This is a genomic window from Mesorhizobium sp. M0761, from assembly GCF_040320205.1.
Taxonomy (GTDB): Bacteria; Pseudomonadota; Alphaproteobacteria; order Rhizobiales; family Rhizobiaceae; genus Mesorhizobium.
The window spans coordinates 126901-152858 of the sequence record NZ_JAMYPF010000014.1 but is presented as its reverse complement, the minus strand read 5'-3'; the positions used below and the strand labels follow the sequence as shown (position 1 = coordinate 152858).

The window sequence follows — 25958 nt, the reverse complement described above, 5'->3', positions numbered from 1 at the left end:
TCGCTATTGCGGAGCAGTCCGCCGGACAATGCCCTATCGATCCGCCACCTGCCAGCGCGGATTGATCCAGGGTTCCTGGTTGGATGGCGCCAGCGGCGTGCGGCCGAGAATGTGGTCGGAGGCCTTTTCGCCGGTCATGATCGAGGGCGCGTTGAGATTGCCATTGGTGACGCGCGGAAAGATCGAGGAGTCGGCGACCCGCAACCCGTCGATGCCGATGACGCGGCACTCCGGATCGACGACGCTCGTGATGTCATCGGCGCGGCCCATCTTGCAGGTGCCGCACGGGTGATAGGCGCTCTCGGCATGATCCCGGATGAAGGCGTCGAGATCCTCGTCCGACTGGACATGCGAACCTGGCGAGATTTCCTTGCCGCGGAAGCCGTCAAAAGCCTTCTGGCCGAAGATCTCGCGAGTCAGCCTGATGCAGTGGCGGAACTCGGCCCAGTCGTCTGGATGCGACATGTAATTGAAGCGGATCACCGGTGCCGCTTTCGGGTCGGGAGAGCGCAGCGTCACCGAGCCGCGCGACTTCGACCGCATCGGCCCGACATGGGCCTGGAAGCCATGGGCCTTCGCCGCCGCCTTGCCGTCATAGCGCACCGCAGCCGGGATGAAGTGATACTGGATGTCGGGGTAGTCGACGCCGGCCTGCGAGCGCACGAAGGCCGCGGCCTCGAAATGGTTGGTGGCACCGAGGCCGGTCTTGAAGAACAGCCACTGCGCCCCGATCAGAGCCTTGGAGAATGGGTTGAGAACCGAATTCAGCGTGATCGGCTGGGTCGATTCCTGCTGGATGTAGAGCTCCATATGATCCTGCAGATTGCGGCCGACACCGGGCCGGTCGGCCACGACCTGGATGCCGTTCTCCTTGAGATGCGCGGCCGGGCCGATACCGGATAGCATCAGGATCTTGGGCGAATTGATCGATGATGCGGCAACGATCACCTCACGTCGCGCCTTAACGACCTGAATCTGTTTGTGAGCTTCGATCTCGACGCCGACAGCGCGCTGATTCTCGATGATCACACGACGGGCGAAGCCTTTGATCACGCTGACATTTTGCCGCTTGAGCGCCGGCTTCAGATAGGCTGATGCGGCCGACCAGCGGCGGCCGCCGCGTATGGTCTGCTCCATCGGCCCGAAGCCTTCCTGCTTCGAACCATTGTAGTCGTCGGTCAGTTCGAACCCGGCTTGGCGGCCGGCCTCGACAAAGGCGCCGTAGAGCGGATTCTTGCGCGGGCCACGCTGGACGTGCAGCGGGCCGCCGTGGCCGCGCCAGCCGTCCTCGCCCCCGTCACTGTCCTCCATGCGTTTGAAATAGGGCAGCACGTCGGCGAAGCCCCAGCCGGCCGCCCCCTGTTCGGCCCAGTGGTCGAAGTCGCGTGCGTGGCCCCTGACATATACCATGCCGTTGATCGAGGACGAGCCGCCGATCACCTTGCCGCGTGGCGTCGCCAGCACGCGGCCGCCGAGATGCGGCTCTGGTTCGCTGGCAAAGCCCCAGTCGTAAAGGCTCATGTTGAGCGGGATCGACAGCGCCGACGGCATCTGGATCAGCGGCCCGATATCGGTGCCGCCGAACTCGATGACGATCACCGAATGCTTGCCGTCTTCCGACAGCCGGTAGGCCATGGCCGAGCCGGCCGAGCCGGAGCCGATGATGACGAAGTCTGCTTCAAGCATGGTTCACATGCGCCCATCGTTCATATGCGAAATAAAATCGGCGAGCGAGACATTGCCGCCGGTAGCCATGACCAGGACCGTTTTACCCGTCACATCCACCTTGCCGCCGAGCAGCGCCGCCAGAGAGGCGGCGCCTGACGGCTCGAGCACCAGCTTCATCCGCTCGAAGGCGATCTTCATCGCTTGCCTAACCGACTGGTCGTCGACGGTGATGCCGCGCACGCCGGCGGTCCTGACCGCCGCGAACGGCGCGTCGCCCGGCCGCCGCGACATCAGCCCGTCGCAAATCGATTTCGGCGCGATCGGCATGGTCTCGATGGCGCCATGCGCTAGCGATGCACCCATGCCGTTGAAGCCTTCCGGCTCGACGCCGATGATCTCGGTTGCCGGCGACAGATAGTGGAAGGCGAGCGACATGCCGCCGATCAGTCCGCCGCCGCCGACCGAGCAGAACAGAAGGTCGGCACTGGCGTCCTTTGCCTCGAATTGTTCGAGCGCTTCGAGCCCGGCGCCGGCCTGGCCGGCAACGATCTCCGGATCGTCGAATGGATGCAGCAACGCCAGCCCTTCGGTCTCGGCAATCTCGCGGGCCTTGGCGGCTGCGACCTCTTCACGGGCGCGCTCGCCATGATCGGTCAGCACGACGCGCGCGCCATAGCCTGCGGTCGCATCGCGCTTGGCGGCCGGCGCGTCGATCGGCATGACGATGGTGACGGGAATGCCGAGCGCCTGGCCGGCAGCCGCCAACCCTTGCGCGAAATTGCCGGAGGAGTAGGCGACGACGCCTTTTCTGGCCTCATCCGGCGACAGCCGCTTCAACCGCCAATAGGCCCCGCGCACCTTGAACGATCCCGCCCATTGCAGCGATTCCGGCTTGATAAAGACGCGGGCCGCACCCGTCTCGTTGGCCAAGGCTGTCGATTCCAGCAAAGGCGTGATCTGCGTCGCCTTCGACGTCACGGCATAGGCCTGTCTGAGGTGCTCGAGGGAGGGGACAATTGTCATCATTCGCCTCGCGGAAAGCGTTTCTGTTCCTCGAGATTGTCGAGGTTCATGTGGTTGCGCATGTAGCGTTCCGACGCCTTCTGCAGTGGCTGGAATTCCCAGGGGTAATGCGTGCCGTTGCGCAGCGCGGGATAAACCACCCAGCGCCGCGCCTGGCTGACGCGCACCGCGGCATCGAATGCCGTCATGTCCCAGCGCGCTCGCACGGCTCCCGTGAAGGCCGCCACCAGATCGGCATGCGCCGGATCGGTGGCAAGATTGGTGCGTTCTTGCGGATCGGCTTCGAGATCGAACAGAAGCGGCGGGTCGATCTCGCAATGGATGAATTTGTAGCGGCCGTCGCGGATCGCCACCAACGGCGCGTTGGAGCCCTCGGCGGCATATTCCATCAGCACCGGCGCGGTGCGCTGTCCGCCATCAAGCAACGGCAGCAGCGACTGGCCATCGGTCCACGGCGCGATGGCAGAGATGTCGATGCCGGCGAGATCGCACAGTGTCGGCGTCACGTCGAGGTTGGAGACCGGCGCCTCGACCAGCCCGGCAGGAATACCCTTGCCGGCGATCATCAGCGGCACCCGCGCCGAACCTTCGAAGAAGTTCATTTTGAACCACAGGCCGCGCTCGCCAAGCATGTCGCCATGGTCGGAGCAGAACAGGACGACCGTGTCGTCCAGCATGCGCGTGCGTTCCAGCACCGACACCATCTCGCCGACCTTGTCGTCGAGATAGGAGATGTTGGCGTAGTAGCCGCGCCGCGAGCGGCGGATCTGCTCGGGTGTGATGTTGAAACTGTCGTAGTCGCTGGCCCGGTAGAGCCGCTGCGAATGCGGGTCCTGATTGGCATAGGGGATGAATCCCACCTCCGGCTCAAGCGCCGGACAGTCTTCATAGAGATCCCAATATTGCCGCCGTGCGACATAGGGGTCGTGCGGGTGGGTGAAGGAAACCGTCAGGCACCAGGGCCGGCTCGCCGCATCGTCGGAGGTGCGGGCAAGATCGTAGAGTTTTTGCACCGCGTGGAAGGCGACCTCGTCGTCATACTCCATCTGGTTGGTGATCTCGGCAACGCCGGCGCCGGTGACCGAGCCCAGATTGTGATACCACCAGTCGATGCGCTCGCCGGGCTTGCGGTAATCCGGCGTCCAGCCGAAATCGGCGGGATAGATGTCGGTGGTCAGCCGCTCCTCGAAACCGTGCAACTGGTCCGGCCCGACGAAATGCATCTTGCCCGACAGGCAGGTGTAGTAGCCGGCGCTGCGCAGATGATGCGCATAGGTCGGGATCGAGGAAGCGAATTCGGCGGCGTTGTCATAGACCTGGATGCGCGACGGCAATTGCCCGCTCATGAAGGCGGCGCGGCCCGGCGCGCAAAGCGGCGAGGCCGTGTAGTTGTTGCCGAAGCGCGCCGAGCGTGCGGCCAGCGCCTTGAGGTGCGGCGCATACAGGAAGTCCGCCGGCCCGTCCGCAAACAGCGTGCCGTTGAGCTGATCGACCATGACGATCAGGATGTTGGGTCGCCTTGATATCACTGAGGGTGTCACTGTGTCTGTCGCCCGCCGAGTTTGATTTCGAGATAATCTTCGACCAGCGCGATCGCGGTTTGAGCATCCGGCACGCCGTCCTTCAGCGCGCGCCTGATGTACAGCCCGTCGATCATCGCCGCGACCGCTTCCGCCGCGCGGTCGGCCTCGTTGCGCGGCAGTATGCCGGTCAGTCCGCTCATCAGGTTGGAATGCAGCCGCCGCGCATAGACCCTGAGCAGCCGGCGCAGGGCCGATGATTTCTGTGCATCGACATAAAAGGCGAGCCAGGCCGCGATGGTTTCCGGCCGGAACTGGATGTCGGAGAAGTTGACGGCGACCACCGCCGAAACGCGTTCGCGCGGCGAGCCGGCGGATTGCAGCGCGCGCCGCATGTCGATCGTCAGCTCGGCCAGAATATGCCTCATCGTCGCCAGCAGCAGCTCATCCTTGGCGCCGAAATAGTGGTGAGCCAATGCTGACGACACACCGGCGCGCCCCGCTATCTCCGACATGGTCACGTCAAGCGAGCCGCGCTCGCCGATCGCCGAGATCGTCGCGTCGATGAGCGCCTTGCGGCGCAACGGTTCCATTCCGACTTTAGGCATGATGTTCCCGGCTTTTGCGGCGGAGATTATTTTTTATTGACGCGTCAATCAACAAAAAATCGATCCGATTGGAACCTGCACCAAGCGATTGTCGGCTTGCGGCCCTTTTCGATGCGGGCGGGATTATATTTGAACAATAAAGGCGAAGTGCGCCATTTGCCCACATGTTAGGCTGGCGCCAAGGATGGAGACCGCCATGACCGCATGCATCGTTGGCTGGGCGCATTCGCGCTTCGGCAAGCTGGAAGGCGAGACGCTGGAAGGCCTGATCACCAAGGTCGCGGTCGACGCGCTCGACCATGCCGGCATTGGCCCGGACGAGGTCGACGAGATCGTGCTCGGCCATTTCAACGCCGGCTTCTCCCCTCAGGATTTTACCGCCAGCCTGGTGCTGCAGGCCGATGACCGGCTGCGCTTCAAGCCGGCGACGCGGGTCGAGAACGCCTGCGCCACGGGTTCGGCAGCGGTCCGCCAAGGCATCCGCGCCATCGACGCCAATGCCGCCCGCATCGTGCTGGTGGTCGGTGCCGAGCAGATGACGATGACCCCCGGCCCCGAGATCGGCAAGAACCTGCTCAAGGCTTCCTATCTGCCGGAGGAGGGCGACACGCCGGCCGGTTTCGCTGGCGTCTTCGGCAAGATCGCGCAGGCCTATTTCCAGCGTTATGGCGACCAGTCGGACGCGCTGGCGATGATTGCCGCCAAGAACCACAAGAACGGCGTCGACAATCCGTACGCGCAGATGCGCAAGGATTTCGGCTACGAATTCTGCCGCCAGGAAAGCGAGAAGAACCCCTTCGTCGCCGGTCCGCTGAAGCGCACCGACTGCTCCCTGGTTTCCGATGGTGCAGCCGCCCTTGTGCTGACCGACACCTCGACGGCGCTGAAGATGCGCCGCGCCGTCGCCTTCCGCGCCAACGAGCATGTCCAGGATTTCCTGCCGATGTCGAAGCGCGACATCCTGTCGTTCGAAGGCTGCGAACAGGCCTGGAACCAGGCGCTGAAAAAGGCCGGCGTGACGCTCGACGATCTCTCCTTCGTCGAAACACATGACTGCTTCACCATCGCCGAACTGATCGAATATGAGGCGATGGGCCTGGCCAAGCCCGGCGAAGGCGCCAAGTTGGCGCTGGACGGCACGACGGCCAAGGACGGCAGGCTGCCGGTCAATCCTTCGGGCGGGCTGAAGGCCAAGGGCCATCCGATCGGCGCCACCGGTGTGTCGATGCATGTGCTGACCGCCATGCAGTTGACCGGCGAGGCAGGCGGCATCCAGGTGCTGGGGGCAACGCTCGGCGGCATCTTCAATATGGGGGGGGCGGCCGTCGCCAACTACGTTTCCATCCTCGACCGGATCAGGTAGAAGCGGCCCGTATTTTTGGGGCGTGGTGATGACAAATCCGGTTCTGGTCGAGGTCTTGCGCGGCGCGATCGTCGAGAGCGCCCATCGCGGTGCTGTCGCAATCTTCGACGGGGACGGCAAGCCTGTCCTGGAGATCGGCGATACGGCGCGGCCGGTGTTTCCGCGCTCGGCGGTCAAGGCGATCCAGGCGCTGCCGCTGGTCGAAACGGGTGCCGCCGATGCCTATGGCTTCGGCGACCGCGAACTGGCGCTGGCCTGCGCTTCACATTCAGGCGAACCCGCGCATGTCGAACTGGCGCAGGCGATGCTGGCCAAGGCCGGCCTCGACGAGTCGGCGCTGGAATGCGGCGCCCATTGGCCGTCGAGCCACGACGCGACGATCGCACTGGCCCGCACAGGCGTCTCTCCGAACGCGCTGCACAACAATTGCTCCGGCAAGCATTCCGGCTTTCTCTGCACCTGCGTGCACTCTGGAATTGCCCATCAGGGCTACGTCAAGGCCAGCCATGCTTTGCAGGAGATGGTGCGCGACGCCATGCAGGCGGTGACCGGCGCTGCCCACGATGCGGATCACCGGGCAACCGATGGCTGCTCGATCCCCACCTATGCCGTGCCGCTGAAAAGCTTTGCGCTGGGCTTTGCCCGCATGGCGACGGGCAGGAGCCTTGGCCCTGAGCGCGCCAAGGCGGCCAAACGCCTGCTGTCTGCCTGTATGGCCGAGCCTTTCCTGGTCGCCGGCACCGGCAAAGTGGATGTGGCGCTGATGCAGGCCGCGCCCGGCCGCATATTCGTCAAGACGGGCGCCGAGGGTGTCTATTGCGCCGCCGTTCCGGAGCTTGGCCTCGGCATCGCGCTAAAATGTGATGACGGCGCCGGCCGCGCCGCCGAGGTGATGATTGCCGCTGTGCTGGCAAAACTTCTCAGCGCCGACGGCGCACTGGAGGCGAACCTTCTGGAGCGGGCCAATCCGCCGATCGAAAGCCGCATCGGCGCCAAGGTCGGCTCGCTGCGGCCGACGACGGCGCTCAGCTGACCCTGTTTCGCTCAACCGTCAGATGCGCATAGCCGCTTACGCTTGACCGCGCGAGGTCGCCGGTCGCCGGTTCGGCCCAGCGCTGGCCGATGATGGCGCCGTTCTTGGCGCCGTCGATGACGTTGTCGGAAATGATGGCGTTTCCAGCGCCTTCTACCACAGTGACGGCGATGCCGGTTCCGGCCTGACGGATGATGTTTCCCGTCGCCACAACATTGCGCATATAAGCGCCCCAGCCGATCTGCATGCCGTAGAGCGGCGCGTTCTCGATGACATTGCCCGAGACGGTGGTGTCGGCCTCGACGCTGATACCGACGCCGAAGCCCGGCGCGTCGGCGGGGTAGGGGCCGGTGGCCGAGAGGTTGCGCACGATGTTGTTCGAGCAGACACCCATACGGCCGCCGTCGTTGAAATTGACGATCGAGATGCCGTTAGCGGCACCATCGACGATGTTGTTGCCGATGATGGCGCCTTCGAAGGAGAATTCGGAATAGAGCGCCGTTTCGCCCGACCGCGAGCACGTGTTGCCGGTCATCTGCAGATTGCTGGAACTGTTGGCGCGGATCGCCGAGAAGGCGCAGTCCGAGACGAAGTTGCCGGTGAGCGAGACATTGCCGGCACGGAAGGCGTTGATGCCATTGCCGTTCTGCCCGGTGCCGCCGCCGCGCGCGCCGATCCGCTGCACGCGGTTGCCGCTGACCATCGTGCCGTCCTCGGCCTGCTGCCAGCGATGGACAAGAATGCCGCCATTGCCGCAGTCGGATACGGTGTTGTCGGATATCGCCAGGCCAGCGGCCTCGACGGAGTAGATGCCGGCGTCCGCAGCCCCCGAAATCTCGGAGCGCTCGATGCGGCCCGACGCATGCTCCAGCGCCAGCCCATGCTTGCCGCTGCCGGTGATCGTGCAATTGTCGATGACGAGATGGGCGACGCGGCGCAGGTCGAGCAGGCCTTGGGCATCGTCGGCCAACTCGCCGTTGGCGCCGTCGAAGACCAATGCGGTGAACTCTATATGCTCGGCCTGTTCGGCCGTCAGCAAATGGCCATTGCCGCCATAGAGGATGCGCGAGGCGCCCGGCACGCCCGAAAGCCTGACGCGGGCGGGCAGGGTCAGGTTGGACACGACATAGGTGCCCGGCGGCAGGAACACCGGCGCGTTGCGGTCGCTGGCCTCGGCTAGCATCCTGGCGAAGGCCTTGCTCTGGTCGTCCGGTGCGTCCGGCTCCACGCCAAGCTCGGCGGCGTTGATCGAGCCGCGCACCGCCGTTTTCGCCAAGGCGTTGCCCACCGAAAGGCCGAGCACGGCAAAGCCGGCCGTCCCCTTCAGAAGCGTTCGTCTGTTCAACATCGGCACATCCCTTGCGATCATCCGGCTGATCGCAGGAATTGGGCCAGCCGCATCGGTCTCCGCTCGGCCATAGTCCGGCCAATGACCGGGTCCGGCAAGTGGCTTGTGCAGTCACGGAAGCGGGCCTAAGTTTATCCGATGAGCAGAGCTTTTACCCGCGAGGAAGACAGCGAAAACGCCATTGCCGGCATCGGCGAGCGGCCGATCAGCCAACACCGCAATCTGGTGACGGAGCGCGGCCTGGCGATGATCGAGGACAATCTGGCCGATCTGCGCGACATTTTGGCGAAAGCCGAGCGAAAAGCCGATCGCGAGCGCATTGCCGTTGTCTCGCGCGACCTGCGCTACTGGACAGCGCGCCGCGAAAGCGCCGAGCTTTCCGTGCCGGAACCGGGCAGCGACCAGGTGCGCTTCGGCATGGGTGTCACGCTGGAAGGCGATGACGGCAAGAGAGTGCACTGGAAGATAGTCGGCGAGGACGAGGCCGACCCCTCAAAGGGCAGCATCTCACACGTCTCGCCAATGGCCGTGGCGCTGTTCGGCAAGAAGGTCGGCGACGTCGCAAGCGTCAACGGCAAAGAATGGGAAATCCTCAAGCTGTCGGACGCCTGACGCCAGCTCACCCTATTTGCACAGCCAGCTTTCGCAACGCGGGCTCATACTTGGCCATGACATCGCGAGCAGCACGTATTTGCCGTTCGACGTCGTCACACGGCACCGGCCTTAGGATGATGCCGTCGTCGGTTTCGATGATCTGGAGTTCATCGCCCACTTGCAGGCTCAAGCTGTCGAGCGTTTCCCGCGGCAGGATTACAACGCCCGATCCGTCCTCAAGTCCGTGAATGATGGTGTTCATAGCTATACCATAGGTTGCGCCCGATATTGCAACGCAACTTTGATAAGCAGTGCAACTGTTTCAATCAGCCCGCCAGCAGCCGGTCCAGCAACCGATCCGCAGCCTCCGGGATAACCGTCCCTGGCGGGAAGATTTCCGCGGCACCCGCTTCCAGCACTGCGCCGTAATCCTGCGGCGGGATGACGCCGCCGGCGACGATCAGCATGTCGCTGCGGCCGAGCTTCTTCAGCGCGTCGCGTAGTTCGGGGATCAGCGTCAGGTGCCCCGCCGCCAGCGATGAGGCGCCGATGACATGGACGTCCTGCGCCACCGCCAGCCTGGCGATCTCGTCGGGTGTCTGGAACATCGCGCCGACCGTCACGTCGAAGCCGAGATCGGCGAAGGCCGTGGCGATCACCTTCTGGCCACGGTCGTGGCCGTCCTGTCCCATCTTTGCGACCAGGATGCGCGGCTTGCCGCCGGACTTCTTCTCGAAAGCTTCGAGCTTCTCCAGCAATCGGTCGACCGTCAGATTGTCGCCAAGCGCATTGCGATAAACGCCGGAGATCGTTTGCACCGAGGCGACGTGACGGCCAAAGACCTTTTCGAGCGCCAGCGAGATCTCGCCGACCGTGGCATTGGCGCGCGCGGCGCGGATGGCAAATTCCAGCAGGTTTTCGTTACCCTGCGCAGCGCGGGTCAGCGCATCGAGCGCGCTCTCGACCGCGCCGACATTGCGCGTGCCTTTCAGGTTCTGCAGCTTCGACAATTGCCGGGCCTTGACCTCGGCATTGTCGATCTTCAGCACGTCGACGTCGATTTCGTTCTCGGGGCGATGCGCGTTTACGCCAACCAGTATCTGCTCGCCGGAATCGATACGCGCCTGCGTGCGCGCCGCCGCTTCCTCGATGCGAAGTTTTGGAATGCCCTGTTCGGTTGCTGCCGCCATGCCGCCAAGCGCCTCGACCTCTTCGATATGGGCGAGCGCACGCGCCGCCAGATCGTGCGTCAGCCGTTCGATATAGGCCGAGCCGCCCCACGGATCGATGATGCAGGTGGTGCCGGATTCCTTCTGCAGGATCAACTGCGTGTTGCGGGCGATGCGCGCCGAGTGGTCGGTCGGCAGCGCCATCGCCTCGTCGAAGGAGTTGGTGTGCAGCGACTGGGTATGTCCCTGCGTCGCCGCCATCGCCTCGATCATGGTGCGGGTGATGTTGTTGTAGGGGTCCTGCGCCGTCAGCGACCAGCCGGAGGTCTGGCAATGGGTGCGCAGCGACAGCGAGCGTTCGTCGTTCGGTGCAAAATTCTTCTGCATCAGGGTCGCCCACAACAGGCGCGCCGCGCGGAGCTTGGCGATCTCCATGAAGAAGTTCATGCCGATCGCCCAGAAGAAGGAAAGCCGCGGGGCGAAACGGTCGATGTCGAGCCCGGCGGCGACGCCGGCGCGGGCATATTCGATGCCGTCGGCGATGGTGTAGGCGAGCTCCAGGTCCGCGGTCGCGCCGGCCTCCTGCATGTGATAGCCGGAGATCGAGATCGAATTGAACTTCGGCATGTGCTGGGAGGTATAGGAGAAGATGTCAGACACGATCCGCATCGAGGGCTTCGGCGGATAGATGTAGGTGTTGCGGACCATGAACTCCTTCAGAATGTCGTTCTGAATGGTGCCGGCGAGATCCTTCTGAGCAACGCCCTGTTCTTCGGCCGCGACGATATAGAGCGCCATGATCGGCAGCACCGCGCCGTTCATGGTCATCGACACCGTCATCTCGCCCAGCGGAATGCCGTCGAACAATTGCCGCATGTCGAGGATGGAATCGATGGCCACGCCCGCCATGCCGACATCGCCGGCAACGCGCGGATGGTCGCTGTCATAGCCGCGATGGGTGGGCAGATCGAAAGCGACCGAAAGGCCCTTTTGGCCGGCGGCGAGATTGCGCCGGTAGAAGGCGTTGGATTCCTCGGCCGTCGAGAAGCCGGCATATTGCCGGATCGTCCACGGCTGCTGGACATACATGGTCGGGTAGGGACCGCGCACGAAGGGCGGCATTCCCGGATAGGTGTCGAGATGCGGCAGCCCCTTGAGATCGCCCTGGCTGTAGAGATGCTTGACGGCAATACCTTCCGGCGTCAGCCGCTGGCCCTTGACCTCGACCGGCGCGCGCCGTGGCGCCGACCAGCCAATGTGGCTGAAATCCGGGATCACTGTGCGGCTCCGATTGCCTGGTCGATGCGGACCGGAAACAGCGCCTCGCACACCGCCACGCCCTCTGTGAAAGGCGGCCGCCGCTCAGCCGCCAGCGTCTCGACCGGGGCATCGTTTTTCAGCGGGTAAAGCGTGGTGCCGATGATTGCCCGTTCACCCGACCGGTAGGCCTCGGCGCGGCGCTCGGATGCTGCCTTGACGCGCTTCTGGATATGCCCTTGCTGCAGGCTTGCCAGAACGCCGCCTTCCGCTTCGATCCGCTGGAACTCTTCCCACGCCGCTTCGCACAGGCCCAGGGTCAGCGCCTCGACTGCGCCCGACCCAAATGCTGGGTCGGCGACATGGTCGATATGGCTTTCATTGGCCATGATCAACTGCGCATTGCGGGCGATGCGGCGGGCAAAGCCGGCCGGCAGCCCGAGGGCGACGGTGTGTGGCAGGATGGAGATCGAGTCCGCGCCGCCTGCTGCCGCTGCAAAGCTGGCGATGGTGGTGCGCAGGATGTTGGTTTCGGGATCCGCCGCCGTCATCATGCGGAACGACGTCTCGGCATGGATGTTGGCTGTCGATGCCGGGATGGAACAGGTTTCCTGGATGCGCGCCCACAGCCTGCGCAAGGCCCGGACCTTGGCCATCGACAGGAACTGGTCCTGGTCGACGCTCAGCGCAAAGCCGATATGGGGAGCGGCATAGACAAGCGGCTGGCGCGCATCCTCGAACATCCTGAGGTATGACACGGCGGAAGCGAGCATGGTGCCGAGTTCCTGCGCTTCCGTGGCGCCGGCATTGTGGAACACCCGCCCGTCGGCCTCCAGCAGCACACCCGGCACGCCCAGCGAGAAGAAATGCGCCAGCGATTGCGGCATCGATGCCTGCAACGCCTCGATCGACATGCGCAGCCGGCCGGTTCCGGCAAAGATTGCCGCCGGGTCGATGCCGAAGGAGAGGTTCAGCTTTGCCGGGTCGGAGCGGCGCTTGCTCAGGAACGCCACCAGCCAGTCGGCGACGGCACGGCTCCAGGGATGGGCGTCGATGCGGATCTGCGTGCGGTTGAGCGGTACGCCATCCAGCACCGTTTCCAGCGCCTGCGCCGTCCTTGGCAGGCCATAGCCGAACGCATTCGGAGCACCCTCGAAGACAAGCGACAATCCCGTCGCGCCTTGTGCCACATCGTCCAGGGCCTGCGCCTTGGCGCGGCCGATATCGGGATCGTCAATGCGCTGGCTGACGATCCAGGGCAATTTGGGGTTGGCGCGCACAAGCGGCTCGGCGCCGGCGGCGCGATCGTAGAGCGGTTCGATGCGAATCTGATCGTCGGTATGCGAGACCAGTTTTTCCTCGAAGGAGGCGCCGGCGAGCGCCTTTTCGGCCAAGGCCAGCCAACGCTGGCGCTCGACGTCAGCGGGTTCGATGCTCCTGGTCAAGGATCCGGCGCCCATCCATGTTCCTCGTTTTTATGCGGCCGCACCAGCGTCAGCCGTCCAGTCTACGGTTCCCTGCCAGATATCGCAATGCAATGCGCTTGCGCGGTTGGGATTCGCTTCCCTGACATAGGGCAGCCTGCGTGGACGAACCATGGAACGATTGCCAAACAGCGGCAAAATCCGCAAGTTCCAAAAACCGATTTGGAGGATTGGTTCAATTTAGACGATTGGCCCAATCTGGATGAATAGCCAACTGGATGGATAGCCCAATTGGAGAATAGCATTGTCGCTGCGCAATGGCCTGACTATACCCTGCGGCACGGCCACAGGCTTTTAACACATCAGTTTGCGGAGACATGGTCATATGGCTGACGACACCAGCATTTTCCTCGGCGCCAGCCGCAAGCCCGACGACAGCTATCAGCGCGCCGAACAGCTCTTGCTGCAATATGGGAACCGCCATGGCCTGATCACCGGCGCCACCGGCACCGGCAAGACAGTCAGCCTGCAGATCCTGGCCGAGGGGTTTTCCAATGCCGGCGTGCCTGTGTTCTGCGCCGATATCAAGGGCGACCTGTCCGGCATTGCCATGATGGGCAAGGCGCAGGATTTCCTGGTCAAGCGGGCCGAGCAGGTCAAGCTCGACCCTTACGACTTCCAGGAATTCCCGGTCATCTTCTGGGACCTGTTCGGCGAGCAGGGCCATCCGATCCGCGCCACCGTCTCGGAAATGGGGCCGCTGCTTCTGTCGCGGCTGATGAACCTCTCCGAAGCGCAGGAAGGCATCATGAACATCGCCTTCCGCATCGCCGATGAGGATGGCCTGCTGCTGCTCGACATGAAGGATCTGCAAGCACTGCTGGCCAACATCGCAGCGCGCGCCGACGAGATCAGCTCGCGCTACGGCAATGTCACCAAGCCGTCGGTCGGCGCAATCCAGCGCACGCTTCTGGTGCTGGAACAGCAGGGCGCGGCGCATTTCTTCGGCGAACCGGCTTTGCGCATCGCCGACATCATGCGCACCACCCGCGACGGCCGCGGCGCCATCAGCGTGCTCGCTGCCGACAGATTGATGATGAACCCCAGGCTCTACGCCACCTTCCTGCTCTGGCTGATGTCGGAGCTGTTCGAGGAATTGCCCGAGGTCGGCGATCCCGAAAGGCCGAAGCTGGTGTTCTTCTTCGACGAGGCGCATCTGCTTTTCGACGATGCGCCGAAGGTGCTGATCGACCGCGTCGAGCAGGTGGTTCGCTTGATCCGTTCGAAAGGCGTCGGTGTCTATTTCGTCACGCAGAACCCTTTGGACATCCCTGAAAAGGTTCTCGCCCAGCTCGGCAACCGTGTGCAGCACGCGCTGCGCGCCTATACGCCGCGTGAGCAGCAGGCGGTCAAGACCGCCGCCGACACCTTCCGGCCCAATCCCGATTTCGACTGCGCCACCGCCATCACCCAGCTCGGCACCGGCGAGGCGCTGGTCTCGACGCTGGAGGTCAAGGGCGTGCCGTCCATGGTGCAGCGGACATTGATCCGGCCGCCATCGTCCAGGCTTGGCCCGATCACAGCGGACGAGCGCCGCAAGTTGATCGACCAGAGCCCGGTCGTCGGCCAGTACGACCAGACCATCGACCGCGAATCGGCCTTCGAGATGCTGCAGAAGAAAGCCATGGGCGCGCAGGACGAGCAGGCGCAGCAGGCCGACACTGGCCGCTCGCGCTGGACCATTCCGGGCTTCGGCAATGACGATCCGCCGCCGCCGCAATCAGGCGGTCGCCGCGCCCCGGCGCCGCGCCCGTCCAACCGCCAGACGGTGGCCGAAGCCGCGATCAAAGCGGTGGTGCGCTCGGTCGGCTCGTCGGTCGGCCGCGCGATCGTGCGCGGGATTCTGGGCAGCCTGTCCAGGGGGCGGTAAAAGGCATCAGCCCGCCTCGGACATGATCAGCGGCCAAAATATCGCTATTGACGGCGGTTGGTAGGGATGGCCGGCCTCCTGGAACTGCGCGACGACAGCGCCCGTCTGGTCCTGGCGCCGCAAAAGGGCGCGGCGATCGCCCGCTTCGATGCACTGGTCGGCGGCGCAACGGTGCCGCTGCTCCGCCCCGACGATGGCACCGGCGCCTCCGGCTGCCAGCTTCTGGTTCCCTGGTCGAACCGCATCTCAGGCGGCGGTTTCGCCTTCGACGGCCGCTTCCATGCGATCGAGCCGAACGTGCCGGGGGAGGCCTTTCCAATCCATGGCGACGGCTTCCAGAGGGAGTGGCGGATTGCCAGCCACAGCGCCACCGAGGCGGAACTGGTCCTCGACGCCGGTGAAATCGGCCCCTACCGATATACGGCGCGGGTCGCCTATGAGCTGCATGACGGAGCCTTGGATGCCACGCTGACGGTGGAGAATCGCACCGGCATTCGCCTGCCTTACGGGCTCGGCTTTCATCCCTGGTTCCCGCGCAGCGTCGGAACGACGCTCGAGGCGAAGGCGGCGCGGGTCTGGCTGGAGGACAAGCATCATCTGCCGGTCGGCGTGGCGCCGGTGGCCGATTACCCCGCGTGGAATTTCTCGAACGCCTCCCTGTTGCCGCGGAGCTGGGTCAACAACGCCTTCGACGGCTGGGACCGCCGCGCCAGGATCACCCGGCCCGAGGACAGGATCGCTATCTCGCTCACCGCCTCGCCATTGCTCGACGTCTTTATCCTCTATTCGCCGTCGATTGATGCGGATTTCTTCTGCTTCGAGCCGGTGTCGCATACCGTCGATGCGCATCACGGCAAAGGGCTGACCCCGCTTGAGCACGGCGCTACGCTGAGTGCAAGCATGCGCCTCGATTGGCGTTCCGCTGCTTCGCTCTGATGCGTCATGTGCACACCCACTCGCGGATCTTGCATTTTTGTCCGTTCCGCTCGCACGCCTGCAGTGTCAGGTCTTCGGCATCCCGGCGTGTTTGCGCCGTCTCGGCGCCCCAACTGGTCAGCCGCCCTTCCGGCTTCTCGCCTACGGCGAGGGCGCCGCAATGCTTGTAGGGAAAGCCGGTATTGTCGTCATCGTCCCAATGGCGATGATTGCGGAATACGCTGACCACGGCGCAGCTGCCGCCGCCGGCGTTCTGGCAATGCTTCAGCGCGATGTCCATCGCCTCCTGCCGCTTGTCGGCGCCCCAAAAGAAGCCGTGCTTCTCGTCGGGGCTCGAATAGGCGATCGCCGCCCAGATGCCTCTCTCCTCCTGGGCCGGCGGCTCGGGCACGTCCGCCGCCGGGGCGAGGTCCGCCGCGCCCAGCCGTCCGGCGCAAAGCAACAGCATGCCGATCGCCGCAATGGCGGAATTCACCCTCATTGTACGCCTCCTTGTTTACCTGCTGCCGAGGCCACGGAAATGACAACGCAGCTGTTGCCGGTTGGCAGCAGCATCGCGTTGCCCCCTCCATTGGCCAGTTCATAGACGCTGATTTGTCCAAGATTATTGGCGAGCTTGCTGTCTTTCGGAAGCAGGGCCGGAACATCGGCGCAATTGGCCGCGAATGGCGCCACCCTGACCATCGTACCTTCGCAAACGGATGCGGTGGGTGCCGCGAACACCAGGCCTGCCGCCGGGCCGCTGTAGCCCTGTGTGGCGTAGTTCATGCCGACCAGGGCTTCCACGAGGTGTTTGTCGGGGGCCTCGTTGTTCCAGATCGACTGGACGCTGTACGTCGTGCCGGTTGTCAGCATCTGCCCAAGGGCTGGGAAAATGTTGGAACAAGACTGCAAGCCTGCCTCTTTGGCGTGTTGCAGAAATGGCGTCTCGGCCAGGGCCGGATTGGGCTGGTTGGTCTCCGCGACCGCCGGCTGCGGCAATAAATTGTGGAGCAGGTCGTAGCGCATGGCCGCGAAGCCGGCCGTGGCGACGACGGCAATGGCGAGCAACGAGAAGACAGCGGTCCTCGCGCGGTTTCGTTGCGGTCTGCTCCGGTCTTCGATGCCGGCCCGGACAGCATCCTTTCCCTGGTTGCGGGACATTATCCGGTCATGGATCGATTGCTGGTTCATCGCGATTGCCTCGTCAATTGATCGCCGCAACGGCCGCGGCCAAGCCCTTGAGGGTCGCGGTTACGTTGATCGTCCTGCCATCCGTGGTCGGGAAGGAGATGACGGATGCCGCGGCCTTCGAAATCTGTTCGCGCATGATCGGACCAACCGGCAGCATGCCGACGCAGACGGCCTGATTGCATCCGTCGAGTTGAATTTTTATCGGCTCCTTGCGCCCCTCGAATGTCAGCGAGACAGGAGCGTCGCTCTTGGCGATCGGCGGGGCGCGCAAGATCATGTAGGGGTTGCCTTCCTTGGTGGCGGCAAGCGACCAGCTGAACGCAACCTGTCCTGCCTGGTCCTCGATGATCTGGGTGACATTGCAGACCTTTTGGCGCGCCTTCAGGTTCTCGTCGCAGATCAGCGTCCAGTTCTCGAACGGACGGGTGGTCCGTTGATATTCGCCAAGCTTCGCATCCGCAGGGATCGCTACGTCGGAAGGTTTTACCCTGTAGCCGGAAGGGATTGCTTCCTGCCCGGCCGCTAACTGGCCGGACAGGAGCATTGACGTCATGGATATCGCGACAGCAAGGACTGCCTGCCTGATCATGGCCGGGCTCTAGTTCAGCGTAAGGCTGACGCCCGCGCCGACACCCCAGTGTCCGCCTGCCGTCGTACCGGACAGGTTCGCTCGAACACGTCCTTCCTCGCTGGTGTAGCCGGCGCCGAAGGCCAGGGCGCCTTCACCGCGCCAATAGCCTCCGCCGGCGGCCACGCTCAGCTTGCCGGGACGATCGTCGTAGCGCAGCGAGCCGGCCGCCAAGCCGATTGCCGCAGCCTGGCGCGCCTCGCCCCTGACCTCTCCCATGTCCATGTTGAGCTGGCTGAGTTTGGAGTCCGCATACGCATTGGCTTGCTGCAGCGTGGTGGCCGCCACCTGGTTGGTGTAGTTCTTCGAATTGTCCAGGTTGAGTGCTAACCCGCTGTTGAACTGCTGAACATTGACCGCATCGGTGTTGGCAACGCCCGGCCCGACATTGTGGATGACCACCGGCGTGTTCGGGTCGCCGCCGGCAAGGGTAATCGAGTTGGACTTGTTGCCGTTCCCGTCCTTGTCGTACTGGACGGCGAACTGATTCAGGTCGCCGACGCTACCCTGCATGGCTTCGACCGCCTGGTTGGTGGCGAAGAGCTGGCTGCCGTTGATGGCGTCGGTGGAGGTGCCGCTGATCCGGCCCGCCGCGACATTGGTGACGGTGCGCTCGTTGCCGACGGTGCCGACGCTGACCGTGCTCGTCGGAGCTGTTCCGGCGAAGGTATAGGCAACGCCGTTGATCGTGGTGCCGGTGGTGGCGACCGCCGCCGCCGTCGTCGAGCCCGCGCCGAGCGCGACGCTGCCCGGCTCGTTGGCCTTTGCGCCGGCGCCGAGCGCCACCGCCTGCGCTCCGTTGGTGGTCGCGTTGGTACCGAGGGCGATGCTGTCGGCCTGGTTGACCGTCGAATTCTGGCCGATCGCGATGCCTCCCGGCGCCGTCTGCTGCACGATGGCGCCATTGCCGATGCCGATGCCGTTGTCGCCATTGACGGTGGTGCGCGGACCGACCGCAACCGAATCGACGCCGACCGCAAGCGAATCCGCGGCCGTCGAATTGGCGTGGAAGTACAGGCTCCCCGTCACCGCGAACGAGCTCAGCGCGCCCTTCAACTGGCGAAGCGTGACCGCGTCCTGGTCCTGCGTGCCGTCGGCCACGTTGATGATCTGGCGATAGGAGGTGGAGGTGCCGACCGAGACGGCGCCGAGCAGGCTCATGTCCGCGGTGTTGTAGGGAATGAGGCCGGTGCCGGAGAGGATCGATCCCGATACGGGTGCGACCGCCCGATCCGAAACCGAGCCGGCGCCGAGCGCCACGCCGCCGATGACGCTGGCCTGGGTGTCGCGGCCGAGCGCCAGCGCATTGTCGGCGCTCGCGGTCGCCTGGTAGCCCAGGGCGGAAGAGCCGATCCCTTGCGCGAAGGAGTCCGCGACGGCAAGCGTCCTATCGTTGGTGCGCACATAGCGGATGCCGTCGCCATTGGCGTCGGTGTAAGCCAGCGAGGTGTCGCCGGTAATATTGCTGATCGAATTGCCGAGATTGGTGATGTCAGCAGTATTGGCGGCGATATCGGTGGTGTTCTGCGTCACCTGCTGGTTGGTCGCAAACAGCTGCGAGCCGTTGACCGCATCGGTCGAGGAGCCGCTCAACTGCCCGGCCGCGACATTCTGGATCTGGCGTTCCGCGCCCACCGAGCCGACCGAAAACGCTCCCGCCGGCGTGGTTCCGGCGAAGGTGTAGGCAACGCCGCCGATCGTGGTGCCGCCGACCGCCGTGGTCGCGGTCGACACCGCATTCGCGCCGATCGCCACGTCGCCGGCATTGTTGGCCACGGCATTCGGGCCGATGGCAACGGAATCCGTCCCCAGCGCCTGCGAATCCGCCAGCGTCGAATTGGCGTGGAAATACTTGATGCCGCCGCCGGTGCTGATGCTGTTGATCGTGTTGCCGAGATTGGTGATGTCGGCGGTGTTGGCGGCGATCGCCGTGGTGTTCTGCGTCACCTGCTGGTTGGTGGCGAAGAGCTGCGAGCCGTTGATCGCGTCGGTCGACGAATTGCTGAGCCGCCCCGCCGCGACATTGGTGATGGTCCGCTCCGCGCCGACCGCGCCAACGCTGACGGTGCTCGCTGGCGTCGTACCGGCGAAGTTGTAGGCGACGCCGCCGATCGTCGTGCCGGCGGTGCCGACCGCCGCGGCGGTTACCGAGCCGGAGCCGAGCGCCACGTCACCTGCGTTGCTGGCAGCAGAGCCGGCGCCCAGCGCGATTGCATTCTGGGCGCCGGCATTCGCTCCTACGCCGAGAGCGGTCGCTTGAAAGGCGGTTGCAAGCGCGTTCTGGCCGATCGCGGTGCTGGACGTGGCTGTGGCATTGGCGTTGGCGCCGACGGCGGTGCTGTATTGGCCCGAGGCCTTGGAGATGTATCCCATCGCCGTTGCGTCAAGCGCCGATGCGACGGCGCCGCTGCCAATGGCCGAGGCGTTGGCATTGGAGGCGCTCGAATTGACACCCGCCGCGATGGCGTTCGTCCCCGTCGCGGTGGAGACCGGTCCGATGGCGACGGAGTCCGTGCCCGTTGCCGACGAATCCGCCGCCGTCGAGTTGGCATGGAAATACTTGATGCCGCCGCCGGTGCTGATGCTGTTGATCGTGTTGCCGAGATTGGTGATGTCGGCGGTGTTGGCGGCGATCGCCGCCGTGTTCTGCGTCACCTGCTGGTTGGTCGCAAACAGCTGCGAGCCGTTGATCGCGTCGGTCGACGAGTTGCTGAGCCGGCCCGCCGCGACATTGGTGATGGTCCGCTCCGCGCCGAGCGCGCCGACGCTGACAGTGCTCGTCGGCGTCGTGCCGGCGAAGCTGTAGGCCGTGCCGCCGATCGTCACGCCGCTGGTGCCGACCGCCGTCGCGGTCACCGAGCCCGAACCGAGCGCTACGTCGCCGGAGCTTGCCGTCGCCGTCGCGCCGTTGCCCAGCGCGACATTGCCGGCAAGGCCGGCTGCACCCGCCGTCGAGCCATTGCCCAGCGCCACGGAGCCTTGCCCGACGGCCTTGTTGTTGTTGCCGATGGCAACCGCGCCTGCGGCCTGGTTTGCGGCTGTGGCGGTTGCCGTGCCGTCGCTGTTGGCGATGTTGTTGGCGCCGCCGGTGAAGGCGCCGGTGCCGCTGGCATAGCTCGGATCGCCGATGGAGACCGCGCCGTTGCCGTAAGCCGTGTTGCCGGCGCCAATGGCGACAGCCTTGCCGCCCGTGGCCGTCGCGGCCGTGCCGATGGCAACCGCGTCGGCGGAATTGGCGACCGCAGCATTACCGATCGCCACGGCGTTGGTGGCACTGGCCTTGGAGCCGATGCCGAGCGCGGTGCTGGCAATCCCGCTAGCGGCGGCGCTGACACCGGCGGCAAGAGAATTGTCTCCCGTCGCATTCGCGCCGGACCCGAATGAGGAGGCGTTCGCGCCGCTGGCGACAGCCGTGTTGCCGATCGCTGTGCTGGCGGAGCCACTCGCAACCGAGGTAGCACCCATCGCCGTGGCGAAAGCGCCCGAAGAGAGCGAATTGGTACCGATCGCGATGCTGTTGGGCACAGCCGTGTTGGCCTGAACGCCCGCCTGCGCGCCCGTGCCGAATGCGATGGACTGGTTGCCCCATGCACTGGCTCCTCTACCCACCGCTGCGGCGTTCGTTCCCGTTGCTTTGGTCAGGACGCCAATGGCAAGGGCGTTTTGCTGATTTGCTGTGACATCCGTGCCAAGGGCGATGGCGCCTTGGGCCAAGGCCCCTGACCCCGCAACGGTGCGCGCGCCGATATTGATAGAGTTGATATCGGACGCGACCGACTGGAAGCCTATCGCGATGGCGTTTTGACTGCCTGCATTGGCGTTGGTGCCTTGGGCAAGGGAATCGATTCCGCTCTGGGTTGCTTGATATCCAAGCGCCATACCGCGCAGGCCACTAGCACTGGACTGATAGCCCATGGCGTATGCGTATTGGGCGCTGGCTACCGACCCGTAGCCAGTGGCGAACGCATAATTGTTGCTGGCCGTGGCGCCGACACCGACCGCGGTGGAGTTCGATCCCGAAGCGTGGGAGTTTGTGCCCAGTGCGCTGGCCCCGGCCGCAGTGGCGTCGGACTGAACGCCAATGGCTACCGTATTGATGTTGTTTGAAATCGCGCCGCCGCCGATCGCCACCGCGCCGCCGGTGCCTGTGGCCTGCGCATCCTGGCCGATTGCCACTGCGTATTGCGTTGACCCGACAGACCGGGTCCCGATCGCAACAGCATTGAGCTGAGAGGCCGTCGCGGCCGGGCCGATAGCGACTGAGCCACTGGCCGTCGCGGTGCCGCCGCCGGCGGCATACTGCGCGGACGCCGGGGTGGCGATGCTCCCGAATGCGATTGCACCCAGCGCCGCTGCCGCAATTCTGCCGCTGCCCAGCGTGCCAAGCCCCAGACATTTGCGTCGCATGCCGAGCACGCGGCACGCGTTGCGCAGCACCGCCATCAGGCGGCGCCGCACCGAGCGGCTGTCGGCCGCGCCCGCGATCCAGTTTCCGACAAAGCTTGAAGAAAGTTCGATCCTTCTCCGCCCCTCGACGCGTTTGGTCATGCTAGTTTTTCCTCGCAATTGCCGAGGCGCTCTGATGTGCCGCACCATTCGCCTCGGTGGCCAAAAAATCTTCGAAATTGCGCGTCTTCTCCCGCAACGAGAGACCGACCTTCGCGCCTTGTTTTTCAATCAGCTGATAGGCGCTCGCGACCCATGGCTGCGTCGGTTCTGGAACCGCATGCAGTGCAGCCTCCGTCCGTTCCGGCGGCAGGTTTACCGCCACCAGCGCGCGGCAGAGATCGAAATGAAATCCCGGATCGCCTTCACCACAAGCCGGAGAGGTCAGTCCAAGCACGAAACAGGCCAGGAGATGGTCGAGTTCCGCAGCGCTGATCCGGCTGGCGTATTGGCGTTGCAGTGCAGCCCAGGCCGCTTCGGCCTTAGGCGCGAAGACCTCGATTTCCGCGAATTGAATGTCCATGGGACAATCCGACATGCTGTATCATCTGGTTGCTCCCCCGCCCCAAATGACTTCAATCGCGACCATGAGCACATTCGCGGTGCAGGTATTTTGGAATAATCCGGAATCTTTGTAGGAAAATCCGGTATTTGGTCCCTGCGCGACAACTGTGACTGCTCTGCCACACAACCTTCGACTATACTGAAGATCAATCGAGGTATCGCCGCGGACAATCATGCGCACCGCAACAGTCGTTAACGTTGCAGCTTCACCTGCCTGGGGGTTCTGTTCCGGTATCTGGACATGGTGACTGTCAAGTGGCTCTGGTCCGAGAATCCACTGAGATGAGCGACTTCCGCAATCGACAGGTCGCTCTCGATGAGAAGTTTTTCGGCGAAATCGAGACGCAGCCGCAGCAGGTATTTGTGCGGCGGCTCGCCAAAGGTCTTGGTGAATGCCAGGATGAAATGGCTCGGCGAAAGGCCACAGAGTGCGGCCAGCTCGGCCACCGCGATTTTGCTGGAAAAATTTACCTCCAGGAATTCGCGCACCCGCCGGGCGCTGCGGTTCGACAGACCGCCCTTTGGGGCTTGTGGCAACTTTCGCGCTCCTGCGTAGTTCCGAAGCAAATGGACGCCGAACATGGTGACCAACGAATCGATATAGAACTCGTTTGGAGTTTCCCGATCCGTCAGTTCCGCCTTCAGCAACTGCGCGAGTTGCAGCGCTTGGAAGTCGACGGTCCCGTACGGCGGCGGCTGAAGCTCGGCATGGCCGGTGTCGAATTCACGCGTTGCCAGCTCGAAGAGACTCTCGGGGGTGAGCGCCACGATTACGCTTTCCGTGGTGGATGACCGAGTCACCTTGCCGCCGAGGTCGGCTGGGACGATCATGATCATGCCGACGTCGCCGTCGTATTCGTGGACTTTGTCGCTGCCCAGCGATGCCGCAATCCCTGGTGAGGGTGTAAGCAGAACCGAAGCGAAATGTTCCGCCGCTTTGAATGTGTGTGATCCCGGCCCATGAACGACATGTGCCGCGCCGCCTCGAAACGTGACCAGGTAGCGCCCCGCGCTTTCCGGAATTCCGTCGAAGATGCGACGATCCGCGCGCCGCCGCTCTGTCCCGGCGCTTTCCTGGACGTTGCCTCTATGTTGCATCTTCGTCTCTGCCACTGCTGCGCCGATCAATCCAATCCTGTGCTGTATCGAGGCGCCCAGAATTCACGTTTGCTCCTGGGCGTTCCTTCGAATCCTACAGATGCTGCTTTATATTGCAAAGAAGAATTTGAGCTCAAATGAAAATTTTACCAGGATTTTGACTATAAATTTACAGGTTTGAATTTTTAGCCAAGGCTACCTGACTATTTTCCGATCTTATCTTACCATTTTGCCTAGTTATTGTGCATAGTGTGCCGTCGCAATCCAGCGTTGTATTCCGAATATAGATCGCGCGGCCATTGACAGAGCTGGTCGACTATCTGTCATTGCCACGGACGATCCGGCAGCAGTTATCGCCCGAATCATGGCTTCTTTCCCTTGTGCTTCTTCATGGCGGTGGCCAAATGGCCTTGATCCGAAAATCCCGCGAGGTAGGCGACTTCGGCGATGGCGACCCTCCGGGAGCGATCCAGGGCTGCGGACAGAGCATATCCCGCTCCCCCGCATGGTTGCTCTTCTGGGATTGGCATTTTCGGGGATTATGTCCGAGGGCGTGCCGATCGACCCGATCGGCGCCTGCGCTGCGTTCCTGAACCTCGCCCGCATTTTTCATTCAGCCTTGCCTCAGCCGCTTTGCCAGCCCATCGAAATTCCGTGCCGTGCAAACAGCCAACCCGGAAATCCGGACGGTAATTTGTATCCCCCATAGTCCTGCCCAAAGGCAGCGTAGCGCATCCCGCGGATAGAAAAAACATTGTAAGTGAAGAAAAAAGTTCGCGCGAGAAAAACATGGCCTGGCTTGGCCGGCGCTACGGAATTATCCGGCTCACGCAGGCCTGCTAAAGATCGCCTCGGCGTTTCTCGTACAGATCCCAGGACAGCTCGACCATGGCCAGAAGAACGTCTTCCTGGCTCCACCCGGCGGCAACCGCCGCCTCGACAATTCCGCGGACGAGCGGCAGCAATTGGCGCTCGCATTCGGCCGACAGGTTGGCCTCGGCGCCGTCGGCAGGCGGACTATCGAAATCAAATCCCACCATCGGCGTTCCCCCGCCATCAATGATCTAATGAAATGTATGTCTCTGCAATCATACTCCCGTCTAATATACATCAATCGGTAACGAAACACAGCAGCGTCGAGATTGACAGGGCATGGCCGCCCCGATTGCAGCGGCTCCATGGTTCGTCTGGACGTCTTTTTTGGCCTCCTGTTGCCGGCATTGCACATCTTGGATGCGAACCCCAGGCATTCGCGTAAAGCTATCGGGATCCTGGCGAGCTTTGCCGCATGGAGCGGAACCTGCCGCTTCATGGCATCGATGAAGTCGATCAGGTCACCGGGCCGAGCAGGACCGAGCCATCCGGCACCCCGCCATCGATCGGGATGGCTCTGCGGTTTGCGCTCGCCGCCATCGGCTGGCCGATGTCGGACGTCACGATGACCGGGCTCTTCGACGGCACGCGGTCGTAGAGGTCGATGATGTCCTGATTTATCAGGCGCACGCAGCCTGACGAGACGGATTTGCCGATCGAGTTCCATTCCGGCGAGCCATGCAGGCGGTAGAGCGTGTCGACGTTGTCGTGGAACAGGTAGAGCGCGCGGGCGCCGAGCGGGTTCTTGAGGCCGCCGGGCATGCCGCCGTTCTTGGCGCTGTATTCTTCCAGTTCAGGCTGGCGGGCAACCATCTCATCGGGCGGCGTCCATTTCGGCCATTTCTGCTTCCACTGGACGACGGCGTCTCCCGACCATTCGAAGCCGGCGCGGCCGAGGCCGACGCCGTAACGGATCGCCTGGCCGCCTTCGCGCACCAGATAGAGGAAATGGTTGGTCGTATCGACGATGATGGTGCCTGGCCGCTGGCCGGTCGGATCGGGAACGATCTGGCGCAGGAACTGCGGGTCCATCTTCTTGATCGGGATGGCCGGGAGCTCGAACCCGCTGTCGGAAATCGGGCCGTACATCGTCGCATAGTCGCCGAGCGGCGGCTCGTCATAGGTCGGCGGTGGCGGTTCGACCGGCGCCGGCGCCGGTCCGGTGGTGGTGCAGGCGGAGACCGCAATCGAAGCGGCGCCAAGGGCTGCAGCATTCAGAAAGCCGCGACGGCTCAGGCGATAGGGGTCGATTTCGGTCTTCAACATGGTTGCCTTTTTTAAGTCTCGAATCGCAAGAAAGCGT

20 protein-coding genes and 2 pseudogenes are annotated in these 25958 nt (G+C 63.8%); 5 read left to right on the top strand and 17 right to left on the bottom strand.

Going from position 1 to position 25958, the window contains the following annotated elements; all coding sequences use genetic code 11:
• Positions 1-33 precede the first annotated feature (33 nt).
• Genes betA through betI form a run of 4 tightly spaced genes read right to left on the bottom strand, consistent with a single transcriptional unit; the run spans position 34 to position 4819 of the window.
• Positions 34-1686, bottom strand: a complete 1653-nt coding sequence (betA, locus tag NKI32_RS22140) for a choline dehydrogenase (protein WP_353003599.1) — start codon at positions 1684-1686, stop codon at positions 34-36.
• A 3-nt stretch (positions 1687-1689) separates the two neighbouring features.
• Positions 1690-2694 carry a threonine/serine dehydratase family protein gene (locus tag NKI32_RS22135; RefSeq protein WP_027050033.1) on the bottom strand — a complete coding sequence of 335 codons (1005 nt, stop codon included), beginning with the start codon at positions 2692-2694 and terminating at the stop codon, positions 1690-1692.
• Positions 2691-4220 (bottom strand): choline-sulfatase, encoded by a 1530-nt coding sequence (gene betC, locus NKI32_RS22130; protein ID WP_353003612.1) that lies wholly within the window; start codon positions 4218-4220, stop codon positions 2691-2693. Before betC ends, NKI32_RS22135 begins: the two co-directional genes overlap by 4 nt.
• 8 nt (positions 4221-4228) lie before the next feature.
• Positions 4229-4819, bottom strand: a complete 591-nt coding sequence (gene betI, locus NKI32_RS22125; protein WP_023816479.1) for a choline-binding transcriptional repressor BetI — start codon at positions 4817-4819, stop codon at positions 4229-4231.
• 196 nt (positions 4820-5015) lie between these two features.
• Here betI and NKI32_RS22120 point away from each other — a divergent pair, with 196 nt between their 5' ends.
• Positions 5016-6182 carry an acetyl-CoA acetyltransferase gene (locus NKI32_RS22120; protein WP_353003596.1) on the top strand — a complete coding sequence of 389 codons (1167 nt, stop codon included), beginning with the start codon at positions 5016-5018 and terminating at the stop codon, positions 6180-6182.
• A gap of 28 nt (positions 6183-6210) precedes the next feature.
• Positions 6211-7215 (top strand): asparaginase, encoded by a 1005-nt coding sequence (locus NKI32_RS22115; RefSeq protein ID WP_353003594.1) that lies wholly within the window; start codon positions 6211-6213, stop codon positions 7213-7215.
• Here NKI32_RS22115 and NKI32_RS22110 read toward each other — a convergent pair.
• Positions 7208-8563: a TIGR03808 family TAT-translocated repetitive protein gene (locus NKI32_RS22110; RefSeq protein ID WP_023749711.1), complete on the bottom strand. Its 1356-nt coding sequence runs from the start codon at positions 8561-8563 to the stop codon at positions 7208-7210. The two genes, NKI32_RS22115 and NKI32_RS22110, sit on opposite strands and share 8 nt — an antisense overlap.
• A 138-nt stretch (positions 8564-8701) precedes the next feature.
• Here NKI32_RS22110 and greA point away from each other — a divergent pair, with 138 nt between their 5' ends.
• On the top strand, positions 8702-9175 hold the full coding sequence (gene greA / locus NKI32_RS22105) for a transcription elongation factor GreA (protein ID WP_023702220.1): 474 nt from the start codon (positions 8702-8704) through the stop codon (positions 9173-9175).
• Positions 9176-9182: 7 nt separating this feature from the next.
• Here the strand turns inward: greA and NKI32_RS22100 are convergent, their stop codons facing one another.
• The 3 genes from NKI32_RS22100 to NKI32_RS22090 form a co-directional block, all read right to left on the bottom strand.
• Complete coding sequence (locus NKI32_RS22100; RefSeq protein ID WP_023702219.1) at positions 9183-9419, bottom strand: AbrB/MazE/SpoVT family DNA-binding domain-containing protein; 237 nt, start codon at positions 9417-9419, stop codon at positions 9183-9185.
• Between the two features lie 64 nt (positions 9420-9483).
• Positions 9484-11604, bottom strand: coding sequence for a methylmalonyl-CoA mutase (scpA, locus tag NKI32_RS22095; RefSeq protein ID WP_023684565.1), 2121 nt, complete (start codon positions 11602-11604; stop codon positions 9484-9486).
• Positions 11601-13043, bottom strand: a complete 1443-nt coding sequence (locus NKI32_RS22090) for a methylmalonyl-CoA mutase subunit beta (protein ID WP_352514197.1) — start codon at positions 13041-13043, stop codon at positions 11601-11603. The genes scpA and NKI32_RS22090 overlap by 4 nt, the downstream gene beginning before the upstream one ends.
• A 349-nt stretch (positions 13044-13392) precedes the next feature.
• Between NKI32_RS22090 and NKI32_RS22085 the strand changes: the two genes are divergently transcribed.
• The gene (locus tag NKI32_RS22085) at positions 13393-14937 is read left to right on the top strand and encodes a helicase HerA-like C-terminal domain-containing protein (protein WP_352909902.1); all 1545 of its coding nucleotides are present in this window, start codon (positions 13393-13395) and stop codon (positions 14935-14937) included.
• A gap of 66 nt (positions 14938-15003) precedes the next feature.
• On the top strand, positions 15004-15873 hold the full coding sequence (locus NKI32_RS22080; protein ID WP_353003591.1) for an aldose 1-epimerase: 870 nt from the start codon (positions 15004-15006) through the stop codon (positions 15871-15873).
• Between the two features lie 4 nt (positions 15874-15877).
• Here the strand turns inward: NKI32_RS22080 and NKI32_RS22075 are convergent, their stop codons facing one another.
• The 9 genes and pseudogenes from NKI32_RS22075 to NKI32_RS22040 form a co-directional block, all read right to left on the bottom strand.
• Positions 15878-16354 (bottom strand): DUF4189 domain-containing protein, encoded by a 477-nt coding sequence (locus tag NKI32_RS22075; protein WP_023687219.1) that lies wholly within the window; start codon positions 16352-16354, stop codon positions 15878-15880.
• A complete protein-coding gene (locus NKI32_RS22070; protein WP_023732043.1) occupies positions 16351-17046 on the bottom strand; it encodes a hypothetical protein in 696 nt (231 codons plus the stop codon). The genes NKI32_RS22075 and NKI32_RS22070 overlap by 4 nt, the downstream gene beginning before the upstream one ends.
• Before the next feature lie 13 nt (positions 17047-17059).
• The gene (locus NKI32_RS22065; protein ID WP_353003589.1) at positions 17060-17635 is read right to left on the bottom strand and encodes an invasion associated locus B family protein; all 576 of its coding nucleotides are present in this window, start codon (positions 17633-17635) and stop codon (positions 17060-17062) included.
• 9 nt (positions 17636-17644) lie between these two features.
• A pseudogene (locus tag NKI32_RS31580) lies at positions 17645-20272 on the bottom strand (YadA-like family protein); the annotation flags it as partial.
• Between the two features lie 69 nt (positions 20273-20341).
• A pseudogene (locus NKI32_RS31575) lies at positions 20342-22081 on the bottom strand (YadA family autotransporter adhesin); the annotation flags it as partial.
• A gap of 142 nt (positions 22082-22223) precedes the next feature.
• On the bottom strand, positions 22224-22643 hold the full coding sequence (locus tag NKI32_RS22055) for a hypothetical protein (protein ID WP_023673694.1): 420 nt from the start codon (positions 22641-22643) through the stop codon (positions 22224-22226).
• Positions 22644-22876: 233 nt separating this feature from the next.
• Positions 22877-23812: a helix-turn-helix domain-containing protein gene (locus NKI32_RS22050; RefSeq protein WP_306413643.1), complete on the bottom strand. Its 936-nt coding sequence runs from the start codon at positions 23810-23812 to the stop codon at positions 22877-22879.
• A gap of 809 nt (positions 23813-24621) precedes the next feature.
• Positions 24622-24822, bottom strand: a complete 201-nt coding sequence (locus NKI32_RS22045) for a hypothetical protein (RefSeq protein WP_023684556.1) — start codon at positions 24820-24822, stop codon at positions 24622-24624.
• Between the two features lie 289 nt (positions 24823-25111).
• The gene (locus tag NKI32_RS22040; protein WP_023692792.1) at positions 25112-25921 is read right to left on the bottom strand and encodes a L,D-transpeptidase; all 810 of its coding nucleotides are present in this window, start codon (positions 25919-25921) and stop codon (positions 25112-25114) included.
• Between the last annotated feature and the right edge of the window lie 37 nt (positions 25922-25958).

What these genes read in the sequence shown, in the direction of transcription:
- betA (WP_353003599.1), bottom strand. Translation starts at nt 1,686, where the DNA reads ATGCTTGAAGCAGACTTCGTCATCATCGGCTCCGGCTCGGCCGGCTCG.
- NKI32_RS22135 (WP_027050033.1), bottom strand. Translation starts at nt 2,694, where the DNA reads ATGATGACAATTGTCCCCTCCCTCGAGCACCTCAGACAGGCCTATGCC.
- betI (WP_023816479.1), bottom strand. Translation starts at nt 4,819, where the DNA reads ATGCCTAAAGTCGGAATGGAACCGTTGCGCCGCAAGGCGCTCATCGAC.
- NKI32_RS22120 (WP_353003596.1), top strand. Translation starts at nt 5,016, where the DNA reads ATGACCGCATGCATCGTTGGCTGGGCGCATTCGCGCTTCGGCAAGCTG.
- NKI32_RS22115 (WP_353003594.1), top strand. Translation starts at nt 6,211, where the DNA reads ATGACAAATCCGGTTCTGGTCGAGGTCTTGCGCGGCGCGATCGTCGAG.
- NKI32_RS22110 (WP_023749711.1), bottom strand. Translation starts at nt 8,563, where the DNA reads ATGTTGAACAGACGAACGCTTCTGAAGGGGACGGCCGGCTTTGCCGTG.
- greA (WP_023702220.1), top strand. Translation starts at nt 8,702, where the DNA reads ATGAGCAGAGCTTTTACCCGCGAGGAAGACAGCGAAAACGCCATTGCC.
- NKI32_RS22100 (WP_023702219.1), bottom strand. Translation starts at nt 9,419, where the DNA reads ATGAACACCATCATTCACGGACTTGAGGACGGATCGGGCGTTGTAATC.
- NKI32_RS22090 (WP_352514197.1), bottom strand. Translation starts at nt 13,043, where the DNA reads ATGGGCGCCGGATCCTTGACCAGGAGCATCGAACCCGCTGACGTCGAG.
- NKI32_RS22085 (WP_352909902.1), top strand. Translation starts at nt 13,393, where the DNA reads ATGGCTGACGACACCAGCATTTTCCTCGGCGCCAGCCGCAAGCCCGAC.
- NKI32_RS22080 (WP_353003591.1), top strand. Translation starts at nt 15,004, where the DNA reads ATGGCCGGCCTCCTGGAACTGCGCGACGACAGCGCCCGTCTGGTCCTG.
- NKI32_RS22075 (WP_023687219.1), bottom strand. Translation starts at nt 16,354, where the DNA reads ATGAGGGTGAATTCCGCCATTGCGGCGATCGGCATGCTGTTGCTTTGC.
- NKI32_RS22070 (WP_023732043.1), bottom strand. Translation starts at nt 17,046, where the DNA reads ATGAACCAGCAATCGATCCATGACCGGATAATGTCCCGCAACCAGGGA.
- NKI32_RS22065 (WP_353003589.1), bottom strand. Translation starts at nt 17,635, where the DNA reads ATGATCAGGCAGGCAGTCCTTGCTGTCGCGATATCCATGACGTCAATG.
- NKI32_RS22055 (WP_023673694.1), bottom strand. Translation starts at nt 22,643, where the DNA reads ATGGACATTCAATTCGCGGAAATCGAGGTCTTCGCGCCTAAGGCCGAA.
- NKI32_RS22045 (WP_023684556.1), bottom strand. Translation starts at nt 24,822, where the DNA reads ATGGTGGGATTTGATTTCGATAGTCCGCCTGCCGACGGCGCCGAGGCC.
- NKI32_RS22040 (WP_023692792.1), bottom strand. Translation starts at nt 25,921, where the DNA reads ATGTTGAAGACCGAAATCGACCCCTATCGCCTGAGCCGTCGCGGCTTT.